Source organism: Pseudomonas siliginis, from assembly GCF_019145195.1.
Lineage (GTDB): Bacteria > Pseudomonadota > Gammaproteobacteria > Pseudomonadales > Pseudomonadaceae > Aquipseudomonas > Aquipseudomonas siliginis.
In genome coordinates this window covers 277,760-300,304 of record NZ_JAHSTW010000012.1, presented here as the reverse complement: position 1 = coordinate 300,304, position 22,545 = coordinate 277,760, and the positions used below count along the sequence as shown (strand labels likewise).

34 protein-coding genes are annotated in these 22,545 nt (G+C 56.2%); 33 read left to right on the top strand and 1 reads right to left on the bottom strand.

The window, feature by feature from the left end; genetic code table 11:
- The first annotated feature begins 5 nt into the window (after positions 1-5).
- The 31 genes from tuf (at position 6) to bfr (ending at position 17,365) form a co-directional block, all read left to right on the top strand.
- Positions 6-1,199 carry an elongation factor Tu gene (gene tuf, locus KVG87_RS24075; RefSeq protein ID WP_064361246.1) on the top strand — a complete coding sequence of 398 codons (1,194 nt, stop codon included), beginning with the start codon at positions 6-8 and terminating at the stop codon, positions 1,197-1,199.
- 154 nt (positions 1,200-1,353) lie between these two features.
- Positions 1,354-1,665 carry a 30S ribosomal protein S10 gene (gene rpsJ / locus KVG87_RS24070; RefSeq protein WP_003186070.1) on the top strand — a complete coding sequence of 104 codons (312 nt, stop codon included), beginning with the start codon at positions 1,354-1,356 and terminating at the stop codon, positions 1,663-1,665.
- A gap of 80 nt (positions 1,666-1,745) precedes the next feature.
- Positions 1,746-2,381 (top strand): 50S ribosomal protein L3, encoded by a 636-nt coding sequence (gene rplC / locus KVG87_RS24065; RefSeq protein ID WP_003228738.1) that lies wholly within the window; start codon positions 1,746-1,748, stop codon positions 2,379-2,381.
- A gap of 12 nt (positions 2,382-2,393) precedes the next feature.
- Complete coding sequence (gene rplD, locus KVG87_RS24060; RefSeq protein ID WP_003228735.1) at positions 2,394-2,996, top strand: 50S ribosomal protein L4; 603 nt, start codon at positions 2,394-2,396, stop codon at positions 2,994-2,996.
- Positions 2,993-3,292, top strand: a complete 300-nt coding sequence (gene rplW, locus KVG87_RS24055; protein WP_002555488.1) for a 50S ribosomal protein L23 — start codon at positions 2,993-2,995, stop codon at positions 3,290-3,292. The genes rplD and rplW overlap by 4 nt, the downstream gene beginning before the upstream one ends.
- A gap of 14 nt (positions 3,293-3,306) precedes the next feature.
- Complete coding sequence (gene rplB, locus KVG87_RS24050; RefSeq protein ID WP_016772943.1) at positions 3,307-4,131, top strand: 50S ribosomal protein L2; 825 nt, start codon at positions 3,307-3,309, stop codon at positions 4,129-4,131.
- Between the two features lie 16 nt (positions 4,132-4,147).
- Positions 4,148-4,423 carry a 30S ribosomal protein S19 gene (gene rpsS / locus KVG87_RS24045; protein WP_011336172.1) on the top strand — a complete coding sequence of 92 codons (276 nt, stop codon included), beginning with the start codon at positions 4,148-4,150 and terminating at the stop codon, positions 4,421-4,423.
- 11 nt (positions 4,424-4,434) lie between these two features.
- Positions 4,435-4,767, top strand: coding sequence for a 50S ribosomal protein L22 (gene rplV, locus KVG87_RS24040; protein WP_003103908.1), 333 nt, complete (start codon positions 4,435-4,437; stop codon positions 4,765-4,767).
- 13 nt (positions 4,768-4,780) lie between these two features.
- On the top strand, positions 4,781-5,467 hold the full coding sequence (gene rpsC, locus KVG87_RS24035; RefSeq protein ID WP_003176422.1) for a 30S ribosomal protein S3: 687 nt from the start codon (positions 4,781-4,783) through the stop codon (positions 5,465-5,467).
- Positions 5,468-5,479: 12 nt separating this feature from the next.
- Complete coding sequence (gene rplP, locus KVG87_RS24030; RefSeq protein WP_003228729.1) at positions 5,480-5,893, top strand: 50S ribosomal protein L16; 414 nt, start codon at positions 5,480-5,482, stop codon at positions 5,891-5,893.
- A complete protein-coding gene (gene rpmC, locus KVG87_RS24025; protein ID WP_002555481.1) occupies positions 5,893-6,084 on the top strand; it encodes a 50S ribosomal protein L29 in 192 nt (63 codons plus the stop codon). The genes rplP and rpmC overlap by 1 nt, the downstream gene beginning before the upstream one ends.
- A 2-nt stretch (positions 6,085-6,086) precedes the next feature.
- The gene (gene rpsQ / locus KVG87_RS24020) at positions 6,087-6,353 is read left to right on the top strand and encodes a 30S ribosomal protein S17 (RefSeq protein ID WP_003194644.1); all 267 of its coding nucleotides are present in this window, start codon (positions 6,087-6,089) and stop codon (positions 6,351-6,353) included.
- 23 nt (positions 6,354-6,376) lie between these two features.
- Entirely contained in the window at positions 6,377-6,745 is a 369-nt protein-coding gene (gene rplN, locus KVG87_RS24015) for a 50S ribosomal protein L14 (RefSeq protein ID WP_002555479.1), read from the top strand.
- Positions 6,746-6,756: 11 nt separating this feature from the next.
- Positions 6,757-7,071, top strand: coding sequence for a 50S ribosomal protein L24 (gene rplX, locus KVG87_RS24010; protein ID WP_003186046.1), 315 nt, complete (start codon positions 6,757-6,759; stop codon positions 7,069-7,071).
- Positions 7,072-7,091: 20 nt separating this feature from the next.
- Positions 7,092-7,631, top strand: coding sequence for a 50S ribosomal protein L5 (gene rplE / locus KVG87_RS24005; protein ID WP_003210069.1), 540 nt, complete (start codon positions 7,092-7,094; stop codon positions 7,629-7,631).
- A gap of 13 nt (positions 7,632-7,644) precedes the next feature.
- Positions 7,645-7,950, top strand: coding sequence for a 30S ribosomal protein S14 (rpsN, locus tag KVG87_RS24000; RefSeq protein ID WP_003186042.1), 306 nt, complete (start codon positions 7,645-7,647; stop codon positions 7,948-7,950).
- Positions 7,951-8,158: 208 nt separating this feature from the next.
- Positions 8,159-8,551, top strand: a complete 393-nt coding sequence (rpsH, locus tag KVG87_RS23995; RefSeq protein ID WP_016772944.1) for a 30S ribosomal protein S8 — start codon at positions 8,159-8,161, stop codon at positions 8,549-8,551.
- A gap of 12 nt (positions 8,552-8,563) precedes the next feature.
- Positions 8,564-9,097, top strand: coding sequence for a 50S ribosomal protein L6 (gene rplF, locus KVG87_RS23990; RefSeq protein WP_003228722.1), 534 nt, complete (start codon positions 8,564-8,566; stop codon positions 9,095-9,097).
- Positions 9,098-9,107: 10 nt separating this feature from the next.
- A complete protein-coding gene (gene rplR / locus KVG87_RS23985) occupies positions 9,108-9,458 on the top strand; it encodes a 50S ribosomal protein L18 (RefSeq protein WP_003186037.1) in 351 nt (116 codons plus the stop codon).
- A gap of 3 nt (positions 9,459-9,461) precedes the next feature.
- The gene (gene rpsE, locus KVG87_RS23980; protein WP_007955637.1) at positions 9,462-9,962 is read left to right on the top strand and encodes a 30S ribosomal protein S5; all 501 of its coding nucleotides are present in this window, start codon (positions 9,462-9,464) and stop codon (positions 9,960-9,962) included.
- A 2-nt stretch (positions 9,963-9,964) separates the two neighbouring features.
- Positions 9,965-10,141, top strand: coding sequence for a 50S ribosomal protein L30 (gene rpmD / locus KVG87_RS23975; protein ID WP_003176408.1), 177 nt, complete (start codon positions 9,965-9,967; stop codon positions 10,139-10,141).
- 3 nt (positions 10,142-10,144) lie between these two features.
- Positions 10,145-10,582 carry a 50S ribosomal protein L15 gene (gene rplO, locus KVG87_RS23970; protein ID WP_003228720.1) on the top strand — a complete coding sequence of 146 codons (438 nt, stop codon included), beginning with the start codon at positions 10,145-10,147 and terminating at the stop codon, positions 10,580-10,582.
- Entirely contained in the window at positions 10,583-11,911 is a 1,329-nt protein-coding gene (gene secY, locus KVG87_RS23965) for a preprotein translocase subunit SecY (protein ID WP_016772945.1), read from the top strand.
- Between the two features lie 27 nt (positions 11,912-11,938).
- Positions 11,939-12,055, top strand: a complete 117-nt coding sequence (gene rpmJ / locus KVG87_RS23960) for a 50S ribosomal protein L36 (RefSeq protein WP_002555468.1) — start codon at positions 11,939-11,941, stop codon at positions 12,053-12,055.
- 130 nt (positions 12,056-12,185) lie between these two features.
- Positions 12,186-12,542 carry a 30S ribosomal protein S13 gene (gene rpsM, locus KVG87_RS23955; RefSeq protein ID WP_003186020.1) on the top strand — a complete coding sequence of 119 codons (357 nt, stop codon included), beginning with the start codon at positions 12,186-12,188 and terminating at the stop codon, positions 12,540-12,542.
- A 30-nt stretch (positions 12,543-12,572) separates the two neighbouring features.
- Positions 12,573-12,962 carry a 30S ribosomal protein S11 gene (gene rpsK / locus KVG87_RS23950; RefSeq protein WP_002555466.1) on the top strand — a complete coding sequence of 130 codons (390 nt, stop codon included), beginning with the start codon at positions 12,573-12,575 and terminating at the stop codon, positions 12,960-12,962.
- An 18-nt stretch (positions 12,963-12,980) separates the two neighbouring features.
- Positions 12,981-13,601 (top strand): 30S ribosomal protein S4, encoded by a 621-nt coding sequence (rpsD, locus tag KVG87_RS23945; RefSeq protein ID WP_003176404.1) that lies wholly within the window; start codon positions 12,981-12,983, stop codon positions 13,599-13,601.
- Positions 13,602-13,623: 22 nt separating this feature from the next.
- On the top strand, positions 13,624-14,625 hold the full coding sequence (locus tag KVG87_RS23940) for a DNA-directed RNA polymerase subunit alpha (protein WP_016772946.1): 1,002 nt from the start codon (positions 13,624-13,626) through the stop codon (positions 14,623-14,625).
- Positions 14,626-14,667: 42 nt separating this feature from the next.
- Positions 14,668-15,054 carry a 50S ribosomal protein L17 gene (gene rplQ / locus KVG87_RS23935; protein ID WP_003176402.1) on the top strand — a complete coding sequence of 129 codons (387 nt, stop codon included), beginning with the start codon at positions 14,668-14,670 and terminating at the stop codon, positions 15,052-15,054.
- A 239-nt stretch (positions 15,055-15,293) separates the two neighbouring features.
- Positions 15,294-16,730, top strand: a complete 1,437-nt coding sequence (locus KVG87_RS23930) for a catalase (protein ID WP_024014520.1) — start codon at positions 15,294-15,296, stop codon at positions 16,728-16,730.
- A 167-nt stretch (positions 16,731-16,897) separates the two neighbouring features.
- On the top strand, positions 16,898-17,365 hold the full coding sequence (gene bfr, locus KVG87_RS23925; protein ID WP_016772947.1) for a bacterioferritin: 468 nt from the start codon (positions 16,898-16,900) through the stop codon (positions 17,363-17,365).
- Positions 17,366-17,429: 64 nt separating this feature from the next.
- On the opposite strand, the gene uvrA is transcribed toward bfr, so the two are convergent.
- Positions 17,430-20,264 (bottom strand): excinuclease ABC subunit UvrA, encoded by a 2,835-nt coding sequence (uvrA, locus tag KVG87_RS23920; RefSeq protein WP_016772948.1) that lies wholly within the window; start codon positions 20,262-20,264, stop codon positions 17,430-17,432.
- Between the two features lie 191 nt (positions 20,265-20,455).
- Here uvrA and KVG87_RS23915 point away from each other — a divergent pair, with 191 nt between their 5' ends.
- Both KVG87_RS23915 and KVG87_RS23910 read left to right on the top strand, forming a co-directional pair.
- Positions 20,456-21,853: an MFS transporter gene (locus KVG87_RS23915; RefSeq protein ID WP_041477665.1), complete on the top strand. Its 1,398-nt coding sequence runs from the start codon at positions 20,456-20,458 to the stop codon at positions 21,851-21,853.
- Positions 21,854-21,862: 9 nt separating this feature from the next.
- Positions 21,863-22,384, top strand: coding sequence for a single-stranded DNA-binding protein (locus KVG87_RS23910; protein ID WP_041477666.1), 522 nt, complete (start codon positions 21,863-21,865; stop codon positions 22,382-22,384).
- Positions 22,385-22,545: the final 161 nt, after the last annotated feature.

The window sequence follows — 22,545 nt, the reverse complement described above, 5'->3', positions numbered from 1 at the left end:
TTGTCGTGGCTAAAGAAAAATTTGATCGTTCCCTACCGCACGTCAACGTTGGCACCATCGGTCACGTTGACCACGGTAAAACCACTCTGACTGCTGCTCTGACTCGCGTTTGCTCCGAAGTTTTCGGTTCTGCAATCGTTGACTTCGACAAGATCGACAGCGCACCAGAAGAAAAAGCTCGCGGTATCACCATCAACACCGCGCACGTTGAGTACAACTCGAAGATCCGTCACTACGCTCACGTTGACTGCCCAGGTCACGCTGACTACGTGAAGAACATGATCACCGGTGCTGCTCAGATGGACGGCGCTATCCTGGTTTGCTCGGCCGCTGATGGTCCGATGCCGCAAACCCGTGAGCACATCCTGCTGTCCCGTCAGGTTGGCGTTCCGTACATCGTGGTCTTCCTGAACAAGGCTGACCTGGTAGACGACGCTGAGCTGCTGGAGCTGGTTGAGATGGAGGTTCGTGACCTGCTGTCGACTTACGACTTCCCGGGCGACGACACTCCGATCATCATCGGTTCGGCTCGTATGGCGCTGGAAGGCAAAGACGACAACGAGATGGGCACCACTGCCGTCAAGAAACTGGTTGAAACTCTGGATGCCTACATCCCAGAACCAGTTCGTATGATCGACAAGCCATTCCTGATGCCAATCGAAGACGTATTCTCGATCTCGGGTCGCGGTACTGTTGTGACTGGTCGTATCGAGCGCGGTATCGTTCGCGTTCAGGATCCGCTGGAAATCGTTGGTCTGCGTGACACCACCGTTACTACTTGCACCGGTGTTGAAATGTTCCGCAAGCTGCTCGACGAAGGTCGTGCTGGCGAGAACTGCGGCGTTCTGCTGCGTGGTACCAAGCGTGACGACGTTGAGCGTGGCCAGGTTCTGGTCAAGCCAGGTTCGGTCAAGCCGCACACCAAGTTCACCGCAGAAGTTTACGTTCTGAGCAAGGAAGAAGGCGGTCGTCACACTCCGTTCTTCAAAGGCTACCGTCCACAGTTCTACTTCCGTACTACTGACGTGACTGGTAACTGCGAGCTGCCAGAAGGCGTTGAAATGGTAATGCCAGGTGACAACATTCAGATGACTGTTACCCTGATCAAAACCATCGCGATGGAAGATGGTCTGCGTTTCGCTATCCGTGAAGGCGGTCGTACCGTCGGCGCTGGCGTCGTAGCCAAAATCATCGAGTAAGACTTTTAAAGTCAGCTTGATGGATTGAAAAAGCCCCCGCTCAGCGGGGGCTTTTTTATTGGGTTGACACCTATCGGGGGCGTCTATAGAATTGCGCCTCCTTTTAACGGGCGTATTGCGCCCGGTGGGAATAGCAGCCGGAGTCTGAAATCCAATGCAAAATCAGCAAATCCGTATCAGGTTGAAGGCTTTTGACCATCGCCTGATCGACCAATCAACCCAGGAAATCGTGGAAACCGCGAAACGTACTGGTGCTCAAGTGCGTGGTCCAATTCCACTGCCTACCCGTAAAGAGCGGTTCACCGTTCTGGTTTCCCCGCACGTCAACAAAGACGCGCGTGACCAGTACGAGATCCGCACTCATAAGCGTGTTCTGGACATCGTCCAGCCAACGGATAAAACCGTTGACGCGCTGATGAAGCTTGATCTTGCGGCCGGTGTGGAAGTGCAGATCAGCCTCGGCTAAGACTCGGTCTTGGTCGTGTAACGCTCTGAAATGGGCGGCCATAGCGGGTGAAAGCCCCGTACACTCATGAGGTTTACAACATGACTATTGGTGTAGTCGGTCGTAAATGCGGTATGACCCGTATTTTCACCGAAGAAGGTGTCTCCATTCCGGTCACGGTCATTGAGATCGAGCCGAATCGCGTCACCCAGTTCAAAACTGAAGAGACCGATGGCTATCGTGCAGTGCAAGTCACTGTCGGCGAGCGTCGCGCTTCGCGTGTAACAGCAGCTCAGGCTGGCCACTTCGCTAAAGCGAACGTTGCCGCTGGTCGCACCACCATGGAATTCCGCCTTGAAGAAGGCGAGTACCAGGCTGGCGATCTGATCAACGCTGAAATCTTCGCCGCTGGTCAACTGGTTGATGTAACCGGTCAGTCCAAGGGTAAAGGCTTCCAGGGTACGATCAAGCGTTGGAATTTCCGCGGGCAAGATAACACCCACGGTAACTCCGTATCCCACCGCGTCCCAGGCTCTATCGGCCAGTGCCAGACTCCTGGTCGTGTATTCAAGGGCAAAAAAATGTCCGGTCATATGGGCGCTGAGCGCGTGACCGTGCAGTCCCTGGAAGTAGTGCGCGTGGACGCTGAACGCAATCTGTTGTTGGTCAAGGGTGCTGTTCCTGGCGCTACTGGCGGCAACCTGGTTGTACGTCCAGCAGCCAAGGCTCGCGGTTAAGGGGAAGCTGACATGCAATTAAATGTAAATGACGCTCAAGCGATCGAAGTTTCCGAACTGACATTTGGCGGCGAATTCAACGAGACGCTGGTTCACCAAGCAGTCGTGGCCTACATGGCCGGCGGCCGTCAAGGTAGCAAGCAGCAGAAGACCCGTTCCGACGTTCGTGGTGGCGGCAAGCGCCCATGGCGTCAGAAAGGTACTGGCCGTGCTCGTGCCGGTACTATCCGTAGCCCAATCTGGCGTGGCGGCGGTACCACTTTCGCAGCTCGTCCACAGGATCACTCCCAGAAGCTGAACAAGAAGATGTATCGCGCAGCAATGCGTTCCATCCTTGCTGAGCTGGTGCGTACTGATCGTCTGGTCGTGGTTCAGGATTTCGCTGTTGAAACTCCGAAAACCAAAGATCTGCTGGGCAAACTGAACAACATGAGCCTGACCGACGTTCTGATCGTGTCGGACGCTGTTGATCAGAACCTGTACCTGGCTGCTCGCAACCTGCCGCACGTAGATGTACGTGACGTGCAAGGTTCCGATCCAGTTAGTCTGATCGCATACGACAAGGTGTTGATCACCGTGTCGGCCGTGAAGAAATTCGAGGAGCTGCTGGGATGAACCAGGAACGCGTATTTAAAGTTCTGCTTGGCCCGCACGTTTCCGAGAAGGCTACGGTTCTGGCAGACAAGAAAGGCCAGTTCGTTTTCAAGGTTGCTACCGATGCAACCAAGCTGGAAATCAAGAAGGCCGTCGAAAGCCTGTTCAGCGTGAAAGTAGAGCGCGTCACTACCCTGAATGTTCTGGGTAAGAGCAAGCGCACTGCTCGCGGTCTGGGCAAGCGTAATGACTGGAAGAAGGCAGTTATCTCCCTTCAGCCAGGCCAAGATCTCGATTTCAGCAGCAGTGCTGAGTAAGGAAGGGGTGCATCATGGCAATCGTTAAATGCAAACCGACTTCCCCTGGCCGCCGTTTTGTGGTCAAGGTGGTCAACCAGGAGCTGCATAAAGGCGCTCCTCACGCACCGCTGCTCGAGAAAAAATCGAAGTCTGGTGGTCGTAACAACAATGGCCGTATTACCACTCGTCACATCGGTGGTGGTCATAAGCAGCATTACCGTATGGTCGATTTCCGTCGCAACGACAAAGATGGCATCGTCGCCACTGTCGAGCGTATCGAATACGATCCAAACCGTACTGCTCACATCGCACTGCTGTGCTACGCAGACGGCGAGCGCCGCTACATCATCGCCCCTAAAGGCGTGAGTGCTGGCGACCAGCTGATCGCAGGCGCTCTGGCTCCAATCAAGCCAGGCAACGCTCTGCAACTGCGCAACATTCCAGTCGGTTCTACCGTACACGGCATCGAATTGAAGCCAGGTAAAGGTGCACAGATCGCTCGTTCCGCTGGTGCTTCGGCTCAGCTGATCGCTCGTGAAGGTGTCTACGTGACCCTGCGTCTGCGTTCCGGTGAAATGCGTAAAGTCCTGGCTGAATGCCGTGCGACCCTGGGTGAGGTCTCGAACTCCGAGCACAGCCTGCGTTCGCTGGGTAAAGCTGGTGCCAAACGCTGGCGTGGCGTTCGCCCAACCGTTCGTGGTGTTGCCATGAACCCGGTTGACCACCCACATGGTGGTGGTGAAGGTCGTACCTCTGGTGGTCGTCATCCGGTATCGCCATGGGGCTTCCCGACTAAGGGCGCGAAGACTCGTGGTAATAAGCGTACCGACAAAATGATCGTCCGTCGTCGCAAGTAAATAGAGGGATACGACAGTGCCACGTTCTCTGAAAAAAGGTCCTTTTATTGATCTTCACCTACTGAAGAAGATCGAAGTGGCGGCGGAAAAGAACGATCGCAAACCAATTAAAACCTGGTCGCGTCGTTCGATGATCCTGCCACAAATGGTCGGTCTGACCATCGCAGTACACAACGGTCGTCAGCACGTCCCAGTTCTCGTTAACGAAGACATGGTCGGCCACAAACTGGGCGAGTTCGCCGGTACCCGCAACTATCGCGGGCACGTGGCTGACAAGAAAGCCAAGCGTTAAGGGGTAAGGAAATGGAAGTAGCCGCTAAGTTGTCGGGCGCTCGAATCTCCGCCCAGAAAGCCCGCTTGGTCGCCGACCAGATCCGCGGGAAGAAGGTGGGCGAAGCGCTCAACCTGTTGGCTTTCAGCAGTAAGAAAGCCGCCGAGATCATGAAGAAAGTGCTGGAGTCGGCCGTAGCCAACGCCGAGCATAACGAAGGCGCAGACGTTGATGACCTCAAGGTCAGCACCGTTTTCGTCAACGAAGGGCGTTCGCTGAAGCGCATCATGCCACGTGCCAAAGGCCGTGCTGATCGCATCGTCAAGCGGTCTTGCCATATCACTGTCAAGGTTGCTGACAAGTAACGGAGTCGAAGAGATGGGTCAGAAAGTACATCCCATTGGCATTCGCCTGGGAATCGTCAAGGAGCACACCTCCGTCTGGTACGCAGACGGTCGGACTTATGCGGACTACTTGTTCGCAGATCTGAAAGTGCGTGAGTATCTCCAAGACAAACTAAAAAGCGCGTCCGTAAGCCGTATCGATATCCATCGTCCGGCCCAAACTGCACGCATCACCATCCACACCGCTCGTCCAGGTATCGTTATCGGGAAGAAAGGTGAAGATGTTGAGAAACTGCGTCAGGACCTGACCAAGCAAATGGGTGTGCCTGTGCACATCAATATCGAAGAGATCCGCAAGCCGGAACTCGACGGTATGCTGGTTGCGCAGAGCGTAGCTCAGCAGCTGGAGCGTCGTGTAATGTTCCGTCGCGCTATGAAGCGCGCTGTACAGAACGCCATGCGCATTGGTGCCAAAGGCATCAAAATCCAAGTGAGCGGTCGTCTCGGCGGTGCTGAAATCGCACGTACTGAATGGTATCGCGAAGGTCGTGTGCCACTGCACACCCTGCGTGCCGACATCGACTATGCCAACTACGAAGCTCACACCACTTACGGTGTGATCGGTGTAAAGGTTTGGATCTTCAAAGGCGAAGTTATTGGTGGTCGCCAAGAAGAACTGAAACCACAAGCACCAGCGCCTCGTAAAAAAGCTGCTAAGTAAGGGGTACGCCAAATGTTGCAACCAAAGCGTACGAAGTTCCGCAAGCAGATGACCGGCCACAACCGTGGTCTGGCACTGCGCGGTAGCAAAGTCAGCTTCGGCGAGTTCGCGCTGAAGTCTGTTGCTCGTGGTCGTCTCACCGCTCGTCAGATCGAGTCAGCGCGTCGTGCTCTGACCCGTCACGTAAAACGTGGCGGCAAGATCTGGATCCGTGTATTCCCGGACAAGCCGATCTCCAAGAAACCTCTCGAGGTTCGTATGGGTAAAGGTAAGGGTAACGTGGAGTACTGGGTTGCCCAGATTCAGCCAGGCAAAGTCCTGTATGAAATCGAGGGTGTTTCTGAAGAGCTGGCGCGTGAGGCTTTCGCCCTGGCTGCTGCAAAGCTGCCGCTCGCCACCTCCTTTGTTAAACGGACGGTGATGTGATGAAAGCGAATGAACTTCGTGAAAAATCCGCACAGCAGCTGAACGAGCAACTGCTCGGCTTGCTGCGCGACCAGTTCAATCTGCGTATGCAGAAAGCAACTGGCCAGTTGGGGCAGTCTCATCTGCTCTCGCAAGTTAAGCGTGACATCGCTCGCGTGAAGACTGTGCTCAACCAGCAGGCAGGTAAGTGATCATGGCTGAAGCCGAAAAAACTGTCCGTACGCTGACTGGCCGTGTTGTCAGCGACAAGATGGACAAAACCATCACCGTTCTGATCGAGCGTCGCGTAAAGCACCCGATCTACGGTAAATACGTTAAGCGTTCGACTAAGCTGCACGCGCACGACGAAACCAATCAGTGCCACATCGGCGACAAAGTCACTATTCGTGAAACTCGTCCGATGGCCAAGACCAAGTCTTGGGCGCTGGTTGATGTTCTCGAACGCGCTGTGGAAGTCTAAGGGCTAGGGGTCGGAGAAATTATATGATTCAGACTCAATCCATGCTCGATGTGGCCGATAACAGCGGCGCTCGCCGTGTTATGTGCATCAAGGTGCTGGGTGGCTCCCATCGTCGTTACGCTGGTATCGGTGACATCATCAAAGTTACCGTGAAGGAAGCAATTCCTCGCGGTAAAGTGAAAAAAGGCCAAGTGATGACTGCTGTTGTAGTCCGCACTCGTCACGGCGTACGTCGTGCTGATGGCTCCATTATCCGCTTTGATGGCAACGCTGCTGTTCTTCTGAACAACAAGCAAGAGCCGATCGGCACCCGTATCTTTGGGCCAGTGACCCGTGAGCTTCGTACTGAGAAGTTCATGAAGATCGTCTCGCTCGCCCCAGAAGTGCTGTAAGGAGATCCGACATGCAAAAGATTCGTCGTGACGACGAGATCATCGTGATCGCCGGCAAAGACAAAGGTAAGCGCGGTAAGGTGCTGAAGGTTCTTGCTGACAACCGTCTGGTTGTTGGTGGTCTGAACCTGGTCAAGCGTCATACCAAGCCTAACCCGATGTCGGGCGTACAGGGCGGTATCGTCGAGAAAGAAGCGCCACTGCACGCTTCCAACGTCGCCATCTTCAACGGCGAAACCAACAAGGCTGACCGCGTTGGTTTCAAAGTAGAAGACGGTAAGAAAATTCGTGTCTTCAAGTCGACCCAAAAAGCGGTTGATGCTTGAACACTGCTAGGTAGAAGACCATGGCACGACTAAAAGAGATTTACCGGAAGGAAATCGCTCCGAAACTTAAGGAAGAACTTAAGCTTTCGAACGTGATGGAAGTTCCGCGCGTTACCAAAATCACCCTGAACATGGGTCTGGGCGAAGCGATCGGCGACAAAAAAGTCATCGAGCACGCTGTTGCTGACCTGGAAAAGATCACCGGCCAGAAAGTCGTTGTGACCTACGCTCGTAAATCCATCGCTGGCTTCAAAGTCCGCGAAGGATGGCCGATCGGCGTCAAAGTGACCCTGCGTCGTGAGCGTATGTACGAGTTCCTGGATCGTCTGCTGTCGATCTCCCTGCCTCGGGTTCGCGACTTCCGCGGCCTGAATGCCAAGTCCTTCGATGGTCGTGGCAACTACAGCATGGGCGTGAAAGAGCAGATCATTTTCCCGGAAATCGACTACGACAAGATCGATGCTCTCCGCGGTCTGGACATTACCCTGACCACCACTGCCAAGAACGATGATGAAGGCCGCGCTCTGCTGCGTGCTTTCAAATTCCCGTTCCGCAACTGATTGGAGTAGGAAAATGGCCAAGAAGAGCATGAAGAACCGTGAGCTGAAGCGTCAGCTCACCGTTGCCAAGTACGCCACCAAGCGTGCAGCGCTGAAAGCTATCATCGTCGATCTGAACGCAAGTCCAGAAGCGCGTTGGGAAGCTACCGTAGCTCTGCAGAAGCAACCACGTGACGCAAGCGCTTCGCGCATGCGTAACCGTTGCCGCCTGACTGGTCGTCCGCACGGCGTGTACCGCAAGTTCGGCCTCGGCCGTAACATGCTGCGTCAAGCTGCAATGCGTGGTGACGTACCAGGTCTGGTTAAAGCCAGCTGGTAACAGTTGTCAAAGTCTCGATGTTCGGGTTCGCAAGAACCTGACCATCGGTGGCCTTGAATCTGAATCAAGCCCCTTTTGGGGCTTGATTCATTTCTGGGGTGTGTCTAGAATGACCGGCTCGCCTGAGCCCGTGTTTTTCTGCCCGGAAGTTCTCGGCGACAAGTAGTAGCCGCAAGGCTAATTTTTTTGTATTAGGAGCGTCTAGCCCATGAGTATGCAGGACCCGTTAGCGGACATGCTAACTCGAATCCGTAATGCCCAGATGGCTGAAAAGTCTGTCGTAAGCATGCCGTCTTCCACGTTGAAGGCTGCTGTAGCAAAAGTCCTGAAGGACGAAGGTTACATCGCGGATTTTCAGATCACCACCGACGCCAAGCCGTCGCTGTCCATCTCGCTGAAGTACTTCGAAGGCCGTCCGGTTATCGAAGAAGTGAAGCGCGTTAGTCGTCCAGGCCTGCGTCAGTACAAGTCCGTTGAAGATCTGCCGAAAGTTCGTGGCGGTCTTGGCGTGTCTATCGTCTCCACCAACAAAGGTGTGATGACTGATCGTGCTGCGCGCGCTGCCGGTGTCGGCGGCGAAGTTCTTTGCACTGTGTTCTAAGGGGGGATAAGCATGTCTCGCGTCGCTAAGAACCCCGTTAAGCTGCCAGCCGGTGTCGAAGTCAAATTCGCAGGCCAACAGCTTTCGGTGAAGGGTGCCAAGGGCACTCTTGAACTGAACATCCATTCGTCCGTTGAGATCGTTGAAGAAGCTGGTGAGCTGCGTTTCGCTGCTCGCAATGGCGATCAACAAACTCGCGCAATGGCCGGTACCACGCGTGCGTTGGTAAACAACATGGTCCAAGGCGTAAGCCAAGGCTTCGAGCGCAAGCTCCAGCTGGTCGGTGTTGGTTACAAAGCGCAAGCAAAAGGTCAGGTTCTGAACCTGGCTCTTGGCTTCTCGCACCCAGTGGATTACGAACTGCCGGAAGGCATCACCGCTGAGACTCCTAGCCAGACCGATATCCTGATCAAGGGCATCGACAAGCAGCTGGTAGGTCAAGTGGCCGCCGAGATCCGCGACTTCCGTCCACCAGAGCCGTACAAAGGCAAAGGTGTGCGCTACGCGGACGAAGTCGTCCGTCGTAAAGAAGCCAAGAAGAAGTAGGGCATAGCAAATGACCGACAAAAAAGTTACTCGACTGCGTCGCGCTCGCAAAGCACGCCTGAAAATGCACGAACTCGAAGTCGTGCGTCTCTGCGTGTTCCGCTCGTCGCAGCACATCTACGCCCAGGTCATCTCGGCCGACGGCAACAAAGTCCTGGCAAGTGCCTCGACTTTGGATAAAGAACTGCGTGATGGTGCCACTGGCAACATCGACGCGGCCACAAAGGTTGGCCAGCTGGTCGCTACGCGTGCTAAGGCCGCTGGCGTATCGCAAGTGGCTTTCGACCGCTCTGGCTTCAAGTACCATGGCCGCGTTAAAGCGCTGGCTGATGCTGCTCGTGAAGCTGGGCTGGAGTTCTAAGTTATGTCAAATAACGACCAAAAGCGCGACGAAGGCTACATCGAGAAGCTGGTTCAAGTTAACCGCGTAGCCAAAACCGTTAAAGGCGGCCGTATCTTCACTTTCACCGCGTTGACCGTGGTTGGTGATGGTAAAGGGCGTGTTGGCTTCGGCCGTGGCAAGTCGCGTGAAGTGCCTGCTGCGATCCAGAAGGCAATGGAAGCTGCTCGCCGCAACATGATTCAAGTTGACCTGAACGGCACCACTCTGCAGTACGCAATGAAGTCCGCTCACGGCGCTTCGAAGGTGTACATGCAGCCTGCTTCTGAAGGTACCGGTATCATCGCTGGCGGCGCTATGCGTGCTGTCCTCGAAGTTGCTGGCGTTCAGAACGTTCTGGCCAAGTGCTACGGCTCGACTAACCCGGTAAACGTGGTTCACGCCACTTTCAAGGGTCTGAAGGCTATGCAGTCTCCTGAGTCCATCGCTGCCAAGCGTGGCCTGCGTGTTGAGGAGATCAAGTAATCATGGCTACCGTTAAAGTTACGCTGATCAAAAGCATGACCGGCCGCATCCCTAACCACAAACTGTGCGTTAAGGGTCTGGGTCTGCGTCGCATCGGTCACACTGTAGAAGTCCAGGATACTCCCGAGAATCGCGGGATGATCAACAAGGCTTACTACATGCTGCGTGTCGAGGGTTAATCGATGAAACTCAATGATCTGAGTCCAGCGCCGGGTTCCCGTCGCGAAAAGCATCGTCCGGGCCGTGGTATCGGTAGTGGTTTGGGCAAGACTGGTGGCCGTGGTCACAAAGGTCAGACCTCCCGCTCCGGTGGCACCATCGCTCCAGGCTTTGAAGGCGGTCAACAGCCGCTGCATCGTCGTCTGCCTAAGTTCGGTTTCGTTTCCCTGAAAGCCATGGATCGCGCAGAAGTGCGTTTGTCCGAGCTGGCCAAAGTGGAAGGCGACATCGTTACTGTGCAGTCCCTGAAAGATGCCAACGTGATCAACGTCAACGTACAGCGTGTGAAAATCATGCTGTCCGGTGAAGTGACTCGCGCTGTCACTATCGGCAAGGGAATCGGCGCCACCAAAGGTGCGCGTGCGGCTATCGAAGCAGCTGGCGGCAAGTTCGAGGAATAAATGGCTAAGCAAGGTGCTCTCTCTGCGCTCGGCAAAGGCGGTATGTCTGAACTCTGGGCTCGTCTGCGTTTTCTGTTCCTGGCGATTATCGTCTACCGAATAGGCGCACACATCCCGGTTCCAGGTATCAACCCGGACCGACTCGCAGACCTGTTTCGACAGAATGAGGGGACCATTCTTAGCTTGTTCAACATGTTCTCCGGCGGCGCGCTGGAACGGATGAGCATCTTTGCACTGGGGATCATGCCGTACATTTCGGCATCGATCATCATGCAACTGATGACCGCCGTCAGCCCGCAGCTGGAGCAGTTGAAGAAGGAAGGTGAAGCTGGCCGTCGCAAGATTAGCCAGTACACCCGCTACCTCACCGTCGCTCTCGCTCTGGTCCAGGCTATTGGCATGTCCATTGGTCTGGCCGGGCAGGGCGTCGCGTTCACTGGTGACTTTGGCTTCCATTTCGTCGCGGTAACCACATTTGTGGCTGGTGCGATGTTCATGATGTGGCTGGGTGAGCAGATTACTGAGCGTGGTGTTGGCAACGGTATCTCGATGTTGATTTTTTCGGGTATCGTCGCCGGTCTTCCGAGAGCAATCGGGCAGTCTTTCGAGTCTGCGCGTCAGGGCGATATCAACATCTTCGCCCTGGTTGCCATCGGTTTGCTGGCAGTAGCGATTATCGGTTTCGTGGTGTTCATTGAGCGTGGTCAGCGTCGTATCGCTGTTCACTACGCCAAGCGTCAGCAGGGCCGCAAGGTTTTTGCTGCGCAGACAAGCCACTTGCCGCTGAAGGTGAACATGGCCGGTGTTATTCCGGCTATTTTCGCGAGCAGCATTTTGCTGTTCCCGGCTTCGTTGGGTGCCTGGTTCGGTCAGTCTGAAGGTATGGGCTGGTTGCAGGACATCTCGCAGTCGATCGCTCCTGGTCAGCCGTTGAATATTCTGCTGTTTAGTGCAGGGATTATTTTCTTCTGCTTCTTCTATACGGCGTTGATGTTCAATCCGAAAGACGTAGCGGAAAACCTGAAGAAGTCCGGTGCCTTTATTCCGGGCATTCGTCCAGGTGAGCAGTCTGCGCGCTATATTGATGGCGTTCTGACCCGCTTGACCCTGTTCGGTGCTCTTTACATGACGGCCGTGTGCCTGTTGCCCCAATTCCTGGTGGTTGCAGCAAACGTTCCGTTCTACCTTGGCGGGACCTCGTTGCTGATCGTGGTCGTGGTTGTGATGGACTTCATGTCCCAAGTACAATCGCACCTCGTTTCGCACCAGTACGAATCCCTGATGAAGAAAGCCAACCTGAAGGGTTACGGCAGCGGCATGTTGCGCTGAGTACCCATAAGGTTCGAGGAGTTGGTGATGAAAGTTCGTGCATCGGTGAAAAAGCTGTGCCGTAACTGCAAGATTATTCGCCGCGAAGGTGTTGTTCGAGTAATTTGCAGCGCGGAACCGCGTCACAAACAGCGCCAAGGCTGAGTGTGATTGTGCTTCAAGCCCGGTAGCTAGTGCGCTACCGGGTTGATTATTTGTTATTACAGCGATATTATCTCGCGCCCTATTTCTTGGCTTCCGGGGCGTAGGTAGCTGTCAATTGGAGTCCCACTGAATGGCCCGTATTGCAGGCGTTAACATTCCAGATAACAAGCATACTGTTATCTCGCTGACCTACATCTATGGTGTTGGTCGCACTACTGCGCAGAAGATCTGTGCAGTGACTGGGGTAAACCCAGCAGCAAAGATCAAAGATCTGAGCGACGAGCAAATTGAACAGCTGCGTGGCGAAGTGGCGAAGTTCACCACTGAAGGTGACCTGCGTCGCGAAATCAACATGAAAATCAAGCGCTTGATGGACCTCGGTTGCTATCGCGGTCTGCGTCATCGTCGTGGTCTGCCAGTACGCGGTCAGCGTACCAAGACCAACGCGCGTACCCGTAAAGGTCCGCGTAAGCCGATCCGCAAGTAATCGCCCCAGCGAATCGACAGGAATTTAATCATGGCAAAACCTGCTGCTCGTCCTCGTAAAAAAGTTAAAAAGACAGTGGTTGATGGCATCGCCCACATCCATGCATCTTTTAACAACACCATCGTGACCATTACCGACCGTCAAGGTAACGCTCTTTCCTGGGCTACCTCCGGTGGTTCGGGTTTCCGCGGTTCCCGCAAGTCCACCCCGTTCGCTGCTCAAGTAGCTGCTGAACGTGCTGGTCAAGCTGCGCTGGAATACGGCCTGAAAAACCTCGACGTCAACGTCAAGGGTCCAGGTCCAGGTCGTGAATCCGCAGTCCGCGCTTTGAACGGCTGTGGCTACAAGATCGCCAGCATCACCGACGTGACGCCAATCCCGCACAACGGGTGCCGTCCGCCGAAGAAGCGCCGCGTGTAATCCAGGAGATTGTAAAGAATGGCTCGTTACATTGGTCCAAAATGCAAACTCGCTCGTCGCGAAGGCACCGATCTCTTCCTGAAGAGCGGCGTGCGCGCGATCGAATCGAAGTGCAACATTGAAGCAGCACCTGGTATCCACGGCCAGCGCCGCGGTCGCCAGTCCGACTACGGCACCCAACTGCGTGAAAAGCAGAAGGTCCGTCGTATCTACGGCGTTCTCGAGCGTCAGTTCAGCGGCTACTACAAAGAAGCTGCTGGCAAGAAAGGTGCAACCGGTGAAAACCTGCTGCAACTGCTCGAATGCCGTCTGGACAACGTTGTATACCGTATGGGCTTTGGTTCGACTCGTGCCGAATCCCGTCAACTGGTATCGCACAAGTCGATCAGCGTTAACGGTCAGACCGTAAACGTTCCGTCGTATCAGGTTCGTGCTGGTGACGTGGTTGCAGTTCGCGAGAAAGCAAAAAACCAGCTTCGCATTGTCCAAGCTCTCGATCTGTGTGCCCAACGTGGCCGCGTAGAATGGGTAGAAGTAGACACTGAGAAGAAGTCGGGCGTTTTCAAGAACGTTCCTGCTCGCAGTGATCTGTCCGCCGACATCAACGAAAGCCTGATTGTCGAGCTCTACTCCAAGTAAGGGCTAGAAAATAGGTGCATCCATGCAGATTTCGGTAAATGAGTTCCTGACACCCCGCCACATTGATGTGCAGGTTGTCAGTCCAACCCGCGCCAAGATCACTCTCGAGCCTCTCGAGCGTGGTTTTGGCCACACCCTGGGCAACGCGCTGCGCCGCATCCTGTTGTCCTCAATGCCCGGCTGCGCAGTAGTCGAGGCCGAGATTGACGGTGTGCTCCACGAGTACAGCGCCATCGAAGGTGTACAGGAAGACGTAATTGAAATCCTGTTGAACCTTAAAGGTCTGGCCATCAAGCTGCACGGTCGTGACGAAGTTACGCTGACCTTGTCGAAGAAGGGTTCGGGGGTGGTTACCGCTGCCGATATTCAGCTGGATCATGATGTCGAGATCGTTAATCCCGATCACGTAATCGCTAACCTGGCGTCTAACGGCGCCCTGAACATGAAGCTCACCGTAGCTCGTGGTCGTGGTTATGAACCAGCCGACTCGCGTCAGAGCGATGAAGACGAAAGCCGCAGCATCGGTCGCTTGCAGCTCGACTCTTCGTTCAGCCCGGTTCGCCGTATCGCTTACGTGGTGGAAAACGCCCGTGTCGAACAGCGTACCAACCTGGACAAGCTGGTTATTGATCTGGAAACCAACGGTACCCTGGATCCTGAAGAGGCTATCCGTCGCGCTGCAACCATCCTGCAACAGCAGCTGGCTGCGTTCGTCGACCTCAAAGGTGAAAGTGAGCCGCTGGTTGTCGAGCAGGAAGACGAGATCGATCCGATCCTGCTTCGCCCGGTTGACGATCTGGAACTGACTGTACGTTCGGCTAACTGCCTTAAGGCGGAAAACATCTACTACATCGGCGACCTGATTCAGCGTACCGAAGTAGAGCTGTTGAAGACTCCGAACCTGGGCAAGAAATCCTTGACTGAAATCAAGGACGTTCTGGCCTCCCGCGGTCTGTCCCTCGGCATGCGCCTCGACAACTGGCCGCCTGCAAGTCTTAAGAAGGACGACAAGGCGACTGCCTGATCGTCGTAATCACCGAACGTAGTGTTTGGTAAGGAATGAACCATGCGTCATCGTAAAAGTGGTCGTCACCTGAGCCGCACCAGCTCGCACCGCAAGGCCATGTTCCAAAACATGGCGGTGTCGCTGTTCGAGCACGAGCTGATCAAAACTACTCTGCCAAAAGCCAAAGAACTGCGCCGCGTTGCCGAGCCGCTGATCACTCTGGCCAAGACAGACAGCCTGGCTAACCGCCGTCTGGCTTTCGACCGTACTCGTTCGAAAGCTATCGTTGGTAAGCTCTTCAACGACCTGGGCAAGCGTTACGCTACCCGTGAGGGTGGCTACCTGCGCATCCTCAAGTGCGGTTTCCGCGCTGGCGACAACGCGCCTATGGCGTACGTCGAGTTGGTTGATCGTGCTACTGCTGGCGAAGCTGTATCCGCCGAGTAAGACGTCAGTCTGAAACGAAAAACCGGGCCTAGTGCCCGGTTTTTTGTGTCTGTAAGAAATGCGCCGTCCGTACAAGTTTCTGACATGGTTGAACTGCCACTATGTGCCGGGAAAACATAATTAGTAATTATCTATCGATGCTTACAGGTTAATGAATTTGTAGCTGTAACGTCGATGATCAATACTTCCCACCAAGCCCACAAGCCGGCAGTTCAAGACTGACAGAGGAAGAAGACCGCATGAGCCAGACCAAGACGCTTACAACCGCCAGTGGCGCGCCAGTCGCTGACAACCAGAATTCCCGCTCCGCCGGCCCACGCGGTCCGCTGCTTCTCGACGATTTCCATCTCATCGAAAAACTCGCGCACTTCAACCGTGAAAACATTCCCGAGCGCCGTGTCCACGCTAAAGGTTCGGGCGCTTACGGTACGTTCACTGTCACCCGTGACATCACTGAATACACCAGTGCGAAGTTGTTCGAGTCGGTAGGCAAACAAACGCCAACCTTTTTGCGCTTTTCTACCGTAGGTGGCGAGCGTGGTTCGGCCGACACTGAGCGCGATCCGCGCGGCTTCGCCTTAAAGTTCTACACCGAGGAAGGCAACTGGGACATCGTCGGCAACAACACGCCAGTGTTCTTCATCCGTGATCCGTTGAAGTTTCCTGACTTTATCCACACGCAAAAGCGTCTGCCGCAAAGCAATCTGAAAAGCGCGCAAATGATGTGGGATTTCTGGTCGCATTCGCCTGAAGCGCTGCACCAGGTCACCATCCTGTTTTCTGATCGTGGCATCCCTGACGGCTATCGTCACATGCACGGCTTCGGTAGCCACACCTACAGCCTGATCAACGCCAAAGGCGAGCGTCACTGGGTGAAGTGGCACTACAAGACCCAGCAGGGCATCAAGAACCTGGCGCCAGCCGAGGCCGCCCGTTTGGCCGGTACCGACCCGGACTATGCGCAGCGTGACCTGTTCGAGGCCATCGAACGCGGTGAATTCCCGAAATGGCGCGTGTGCATTCAGATCATGACCGAAGCGCAGGCGGCGGCTCATTACGAGAATCCGTTTGATGTGACCAAGACCTGGTCGCAGAAGGAGTTTCCGTTGATCGAAGTTGGTGAGCTGGAATTGAACCGCAACCCGCTTAACTATTTCGCTGAAGTCGAGCAGGCGGCGTTTGGCCCGAGCAACATGGTGCCAGGCGTGGGTCTGTCGCCAGACCGCATGCTGCAAGGTCGCGTATTCGCCTACGCTGACGCACACCGCTATCGCGTAGGTACCAATCACCAGCAATTGCCGGTGAACGCTCCGCGCAGCCCGGTGAATACTTATCAACGTGACGGCTCCATGGCGTTCGGCAGCAACGGCGGCGCGGCGCCTAACTATGAACCGAACAGCTACGTTGAGTCGCCGAAACAAGCGCCACATTACGCTGAGCCAGCGCTGGCCTTGAGCGGTGCCGCTGATCGTTATGATCATCGCGAAGACACCGACTACTACAGCCATGCCGGTGCCTTGTTCCGCTTGATGAGCGACGAGCAAAAAGCGCTGCTGGTCAGCAACATCGCCGGTGCGATGGCGGGTGTTTCCAGCGACGTCGTTGATCGTCAGTTGCAGCATTTCTACAAAGCCGATCCGGCGTATGGAGAAGCAATCGCAAAGCTGCTCAACTGACAGCTTAACGTAGTCTAAACGAGAAGCAGAACCGCCCTCATTTGGGCGGTTTTTGCGTTATTTGGCCTGCTTTTCTCAGAATATCTTCGCTTTTATTGCGCGAAGCGAGTGACCTTCCGGTCAGGTTGGTTCAAACTACGGACTTTCAGGAAGGGAGATGTAGGGCGATGCAAGGCCACCCAGATGTAATCGATTACCTCAATACGTTGCTGACCGGCGAGCTGGCCGCGCGTGACCAGTATTTCGTTCATTCGCGGATGTATGAGGACTGGGGGTTTACCAAGCTCTACGAGCGCATCAACCACGAGATGGAAGAAGAAGCCGGCCACGCCGATGCGTTGATGCGGCGGATTCTGATGCTCGAAGGCACGCCGCGCATGCGTCCGGACGATCTGGATGTCGGCACCACGGTGCCTACGATGCTCGAAGCGGATCTGCGCCTCGAATACAAAGTCCGCGCTGCGCTGTGCAAAGGCATCGAACTTTGCGAGCAACACAAGGACTATGTCAGCCGCGAAATTCTGCGGGTTCAGCTCAACGACACCGAAGAAGATCACACCTACTGGCTGGAAAAGCAGCTGGGCCTGATCAAGCTGATCGGTCTCGAGAACTACCTGCAATCCCACGCGTCCTGATTGCACGGCTACAAAAAAGCCCCTGTCACTTCAACGGTGACAGGGGCTTTTTCATGCCTGGCAGTTAAGCCCGATCGCGGATCAGCAGTGGCTTGAGGTAATGGCCGGTGTGAGATTGCTTCATCTCGGCGACTTCCTCCGGCGTACCGGTGGCAATGATCTGCCCGCCCTTGGAACCGCCTTCAGGACCGAGGTCCACCAGCCAGTCAGCGGTCTTGATCACATCGAGGTTGTGCTCGATGACCACCACGGTGTTGCCGTGGTCGCGCAGACGATGGAGGACGTCGAGCAATTGCTGGATATCGGCAAAGTGCAGACCGGTGGTCGGCTCATCGAGGATGTACAGGGTCTTGCCGGTATCGCGTTTGGACAGCTCGCGCGACAACTTGACCCGCTGTGCTTCACCGCCGGACAGGGTCGTTGCCGACTGCCCTAGCTTGATGTAGGACAGGCCGACATCCATCAGCGTTTGCAGCTTGCGCGCCAGTGCCGGAACCGCGTCGAAGAATTCCCGTGCTTCCTCAATGGTCATTTCGAGGGTTTCATGGATGCTCTTGCCCTTGTATTTGATCTCAAGGGTTTCGCGGTTGTAACGCTTGCTCTTGCACACATCGCAGGGCACGTAGATGTCCGGCAGGAAGTGCATTTCCACCTTGATCAGGCCATCGCCCTGGCACGCTTCGCAGCGACCGCCCTTGACGTTGAACGAGAAACGCCCTGGGCCGTAACCCCGGGAGCGCGACTCGGGCACGCCGGCAAACAGTTCGCGGATCGGCGTGAACAGCCCGGTGTAGGTCGCCGGGTTGGAACGCGGCGTGCGGCCGATCGGGCTCTGGTCGATGTCGACGACTTTGTCGAGATGTTCCAGGCCTTTGATGCTGTCATGCGCAGCCGCTTCCAGCGTGGTCGCGCCATTGAGCGCCGTGGCGCTGAGCGGGAACAGCGTGTTGTTGATCAGTGTCGATTTGCCCGAACCGGATACGCCAGTCACGCAAGTCAGCAGGCCGATCGGGATGTCCAGATCGACGTTGCGCAGGTTGTTGCCACGCGCACCTTTGAGCGACAGGTTGAGCTTCTTGTTGCGCGGCGTGCGTTTGGCCGGCACTTCGATCTTCACCCGGCCGGACAGGTATTTGCCAGTCAGCGAATCCGGGTGCGCCATGACTTCATCCGGCGTGCCCTCGGCAACGATCCGCCCGCCGTGTACACCTGCGCCAGGACCGATATCGACGACATAGTCAGCCAGACGAATCGCGTCTTCATCATGCTCGACCACGATCACCGTGTTGCCAATATCGCGCAAATGCTTGAGCGTACCGAGCAGCCGATCGTTGTCGCGCTGATGCAGACCAATGGACGGTTCATCAAGGATATACAGAACGCCGACCAGACCGGCGCCAATCTGGCTGGCCAGACGAATCCGTTGCGCCTCGCCACCGGACAATGTGTCGGCACTGCGATCCAGCGACAGATAGTCGAGGCCGACGTTGACCAGGAATTGCAGGCGCTCGCGGATTTCCTTGAGGATCTTGTCGGCGATCTCGCCGCGGCGACCGGTCATCTTCAGCGCGCCGAAATATTCGCAGGCATCGCCGATCGGCAAATTGGTCACTGCCGGCAAGGTTTTCTCGCCGACCCAGACGTGCCGCGCTTCACGGCGCAGACGCGTGCCACGGCAATCCGGGCAGGCCTGATGGCTGAGGAATTTGGCCAGCTCTTCGCGCACGCTCGCCGATTCGGTTTCGCGATAGCGACGCTCAAGATTCGGCACGATGCCCTCGAACGGGTGCGAGCGTTTGACGATGTCGCCACGGTCGTTCAGGTATTTGAAGTCGACGTTCTGCGAGCCGCTGCCATGCAGGATGAACTTCTGCTGCTCGGCGCTCAGCTCGTTGAAGGGCTTGTCCAGGCTGAACTTGTAGTGCGAGGCGAGTGAGCCAAGCATCTGGAAGTAATAGACGTTGCGCCGGTCCCAGCCACGGATCGCGCCCTCGGCCAGGGTCAGCTCGCCATTGACCAGACGCTTGATGTCGAAGAACTGCTTCACACCCAGGCCATCGCAGGTCGGGCAGGCGCCCGCCGGGTTGTTGAAGGAAAACAGCTTGGGTTCCAGTTCGCTGATCGCATGGCCGCAGATCGGGCAGGCGAAGCGTGCGGAGAAGATCATTTCTTCGCCCGGCTCGTCGTCCATCGGCGCGACCAGGGCAATGCCGTCGGCGAGTTTCAGCGCAGTCTCGAAAGACTCGGCGAGGCGCTGCTGCAGATCGGCGCGGACCTTGAAGCGGTCAACGATCACATCGATCGAATGCTTCTTCTGTTTATCCAGCTTCGGCAGCTCGTCGAGCTCGCAAATGCGTCCGTTGACCCGGGCGCGGACGAAACCCTGCGCACGCAATTCTTCGAAGACCGACAGGTGTTCGCCTTTGCGTTCGCGGATCACCGGTGCCAGCAACATCAGTTTGCTGCCTTCCGGCTGCGCCAGCACCAGATCGACCATCTGGCTGACGGTCTGCGCCTCCAGTGGAATGTCGTGATCCGGGCAACGCGGCGTACCCACGCGGGCATAGAGCAAGCGCAGGTAGTCGTAGATTTCGGTGATGGTGCCGACCGTCGAACGCGGGTTGTGCGAGGTCGACTTCTGTTCGATGGAGATCGCCGGCGACAGGCCTTCGATGGTGTCGACGTCGGGTTTTTCCATCATCGACAGGAACTGCCGGGCATAGGCCGACAGCGATTCGACATAGCGGCGCTGACCTTCGGCATACAGCGTGTCGAACGCCAGGGACGACTTGCCGGATCCGGACAGGCCGGTGATGACGATCAGTTTGTCCCGTGGCAGGGTCAGGTCGATGTTCTTCAGGTTGTGGGTACGGGCCCCACGTATCAGGATCTTGTCCAAAGTGGCCTCGCTTGGCGGGCGTCGAAAACGTAGGAGTATACGGGCAAATACTGGATGGATGCACACTATCAAACGAAGGGCGTTTTGCCGTTCATGAAGAGAGTTTCATCTATACGCGTCATAGCGTCGCGATATACCCCGTCTTCCGATGGGACTGGTAGAATCGCCGCCGGTTCACACGAGGTTTTTCCATGCACGATCCCCACAGCGAACGCATGAGTGGCAGCGAGACCCGCGCGGCGAGCGGTCTGGCCCTGGTGTTCGCCTTCCGTATGCTTGGCATGTTCATGGTGTTGCCGGTGCTGGCGACCTATGGCATGGATCTGGCGGGAGCGACCCCGGCCCTGATAGGGCTGGCGATTGGCGCTTACGGTCTGACCCAGGCAATTTTCCAGATTCCGTTCGGGATCATTTCCGACCGCATCGGTCGCCGGCCGGTGATCTACCTCGGCCTGATCGTGTTCGCTCTCGGCAGTGTTCTGGCTTCGCAGGCCGATTCGATCTGGGGTGTGATCGCCGGGCGGATCCTGCAAGGCGCCGGGGCGATTTCCGCAGCGGTGATGGCGCTGCTTTCCGACCTGACTCGCGAGCAGCATCGGACCAAAGCCATGGCGATGATCGGCATGACCATCGGCCTGTCGTTCGCCGTGGCCATGGTGGTCGGGCCGTTACTGACCAGTGCGTTCGGGCTGTCCGGGCTGTTCCTCGCCACTGGCGCCATGGCGCTGGTCGGCATCCTGATCATCATGTTCATGGTGCCGCAATCCACCGGGCCGTTGCAGCACCGTGAGTCCGGCGTGGCCCGACAGGCACTGATGCCGACGCTCAAACACCCGGACCTGCTGCGCCTGGATCTGGGCATCTTTGTGTTACATGCCATGTTGATGTCGAGCTTCGTCGCCTTGCCGCTGGCACTGGTGGAAAAAGCCGGTTTGCCCAAGGAGCAGCATTGGTGGGTCTACCTCACCGCGCTGCTGATTTCGTTCTTCGCCATGATCCCGTTCATTATCTACGGCGAGAAGAAACGCAAAATGAAACGAGTTTTGCTCGGCGCCGTCATGACATTGATGCTGACTGAACTATTCTTCTGGCAGTTCGGCGACAGCCTGCGTGCTCTGGTGATCGGTACGGTGGTGTTTTTCACCGCGTTCAATCTGCTCGAGGCATCGTTGCCGTCGCTGATCAGCAAGGTTTCACCGGCAGGCGGCAAGGGCACGGCCATGGGCGTGTACTCCACCAGCCAGTTCCTCGGTTCGGCACTCGGCGGGATACTCGGCGGCTGGTTGTTCCAGCATGGCGGTCTGTCGGTTGTGTTCCTCGGATGCGCCGCGCTGGCTGCACTTTGGCTGGCCTTTGCTGTTACCATGCGCGAACCTCCCTACGTGACGAGCCTGCGCTTGCCGTTGTCGCCCGAAGCGATCCGCGAAGCGGGTCTGGTCGAGCGCCTCAAGGCCCTGGTAGGGGTAACAGATGCAGTGATAGTCGCCGAAGAGGCGGCTGTTTACATCAAACTGGACAAAGAATTAGTGGATCGCACCACCCTCGAACGCCTGGTCAACAACCCGGCAGGGGCTGCGTGCGACGCTTAGGAGAACGTTATGGCCCGTGGGGTTAACAAAGTCATATTGGTCGGCACTTGCGGCCAGGATCCCGAAGTTCGCTACCTGCCTAACGGTAATGCCGTGACCAACCTGAGTCTGGCCACCAGCGAACAATGGACCGACAAGCAGACCGGTCAGAAGGTCGAGAAGACCGAATGGCACCGCGTATCGATGTTCGGCAAGGTTGCCGAGATCGCCGGTGAATACCTGCGCAAGGGTTCGCAGGTGTACATCGAAGGCAAGCTGCAGACCCGCGAGTGGGAAAAGGACGGTATCAAGCGTTACACCACTGAAATCGTGGTTGACATGCAAGGCACCATGCAACTGCTCGGCGGCCGTCCACAACAGGGCGACCAGCAAGGCGGCGGCAACAACTACCAGCAGCAGGCGCCACGTCAGCAGGCACCGCGCCCGCAGCAGTCGGCTCCACAGCAGCGTTCGGCTCCGCAAGCACCGCAGCAGGCCGCACCGCAACCGGCTCCGGATTTTGACAGCTTCGATGACGATATTCCGTTCTGATTTGCCGCTGTAACCGTCTTGAATGAAAAAGGCCCGTCGCTTAAACGACGGGCCTTTTTTGTTCAGGAAATTCCTGGCTACTCACAATCTCCTGTGGGAGCGAGCCTGCTCGCGAATGCGTCAGATCAGTCGATGCACCTGTAACTGACAGGGCGCTTTCG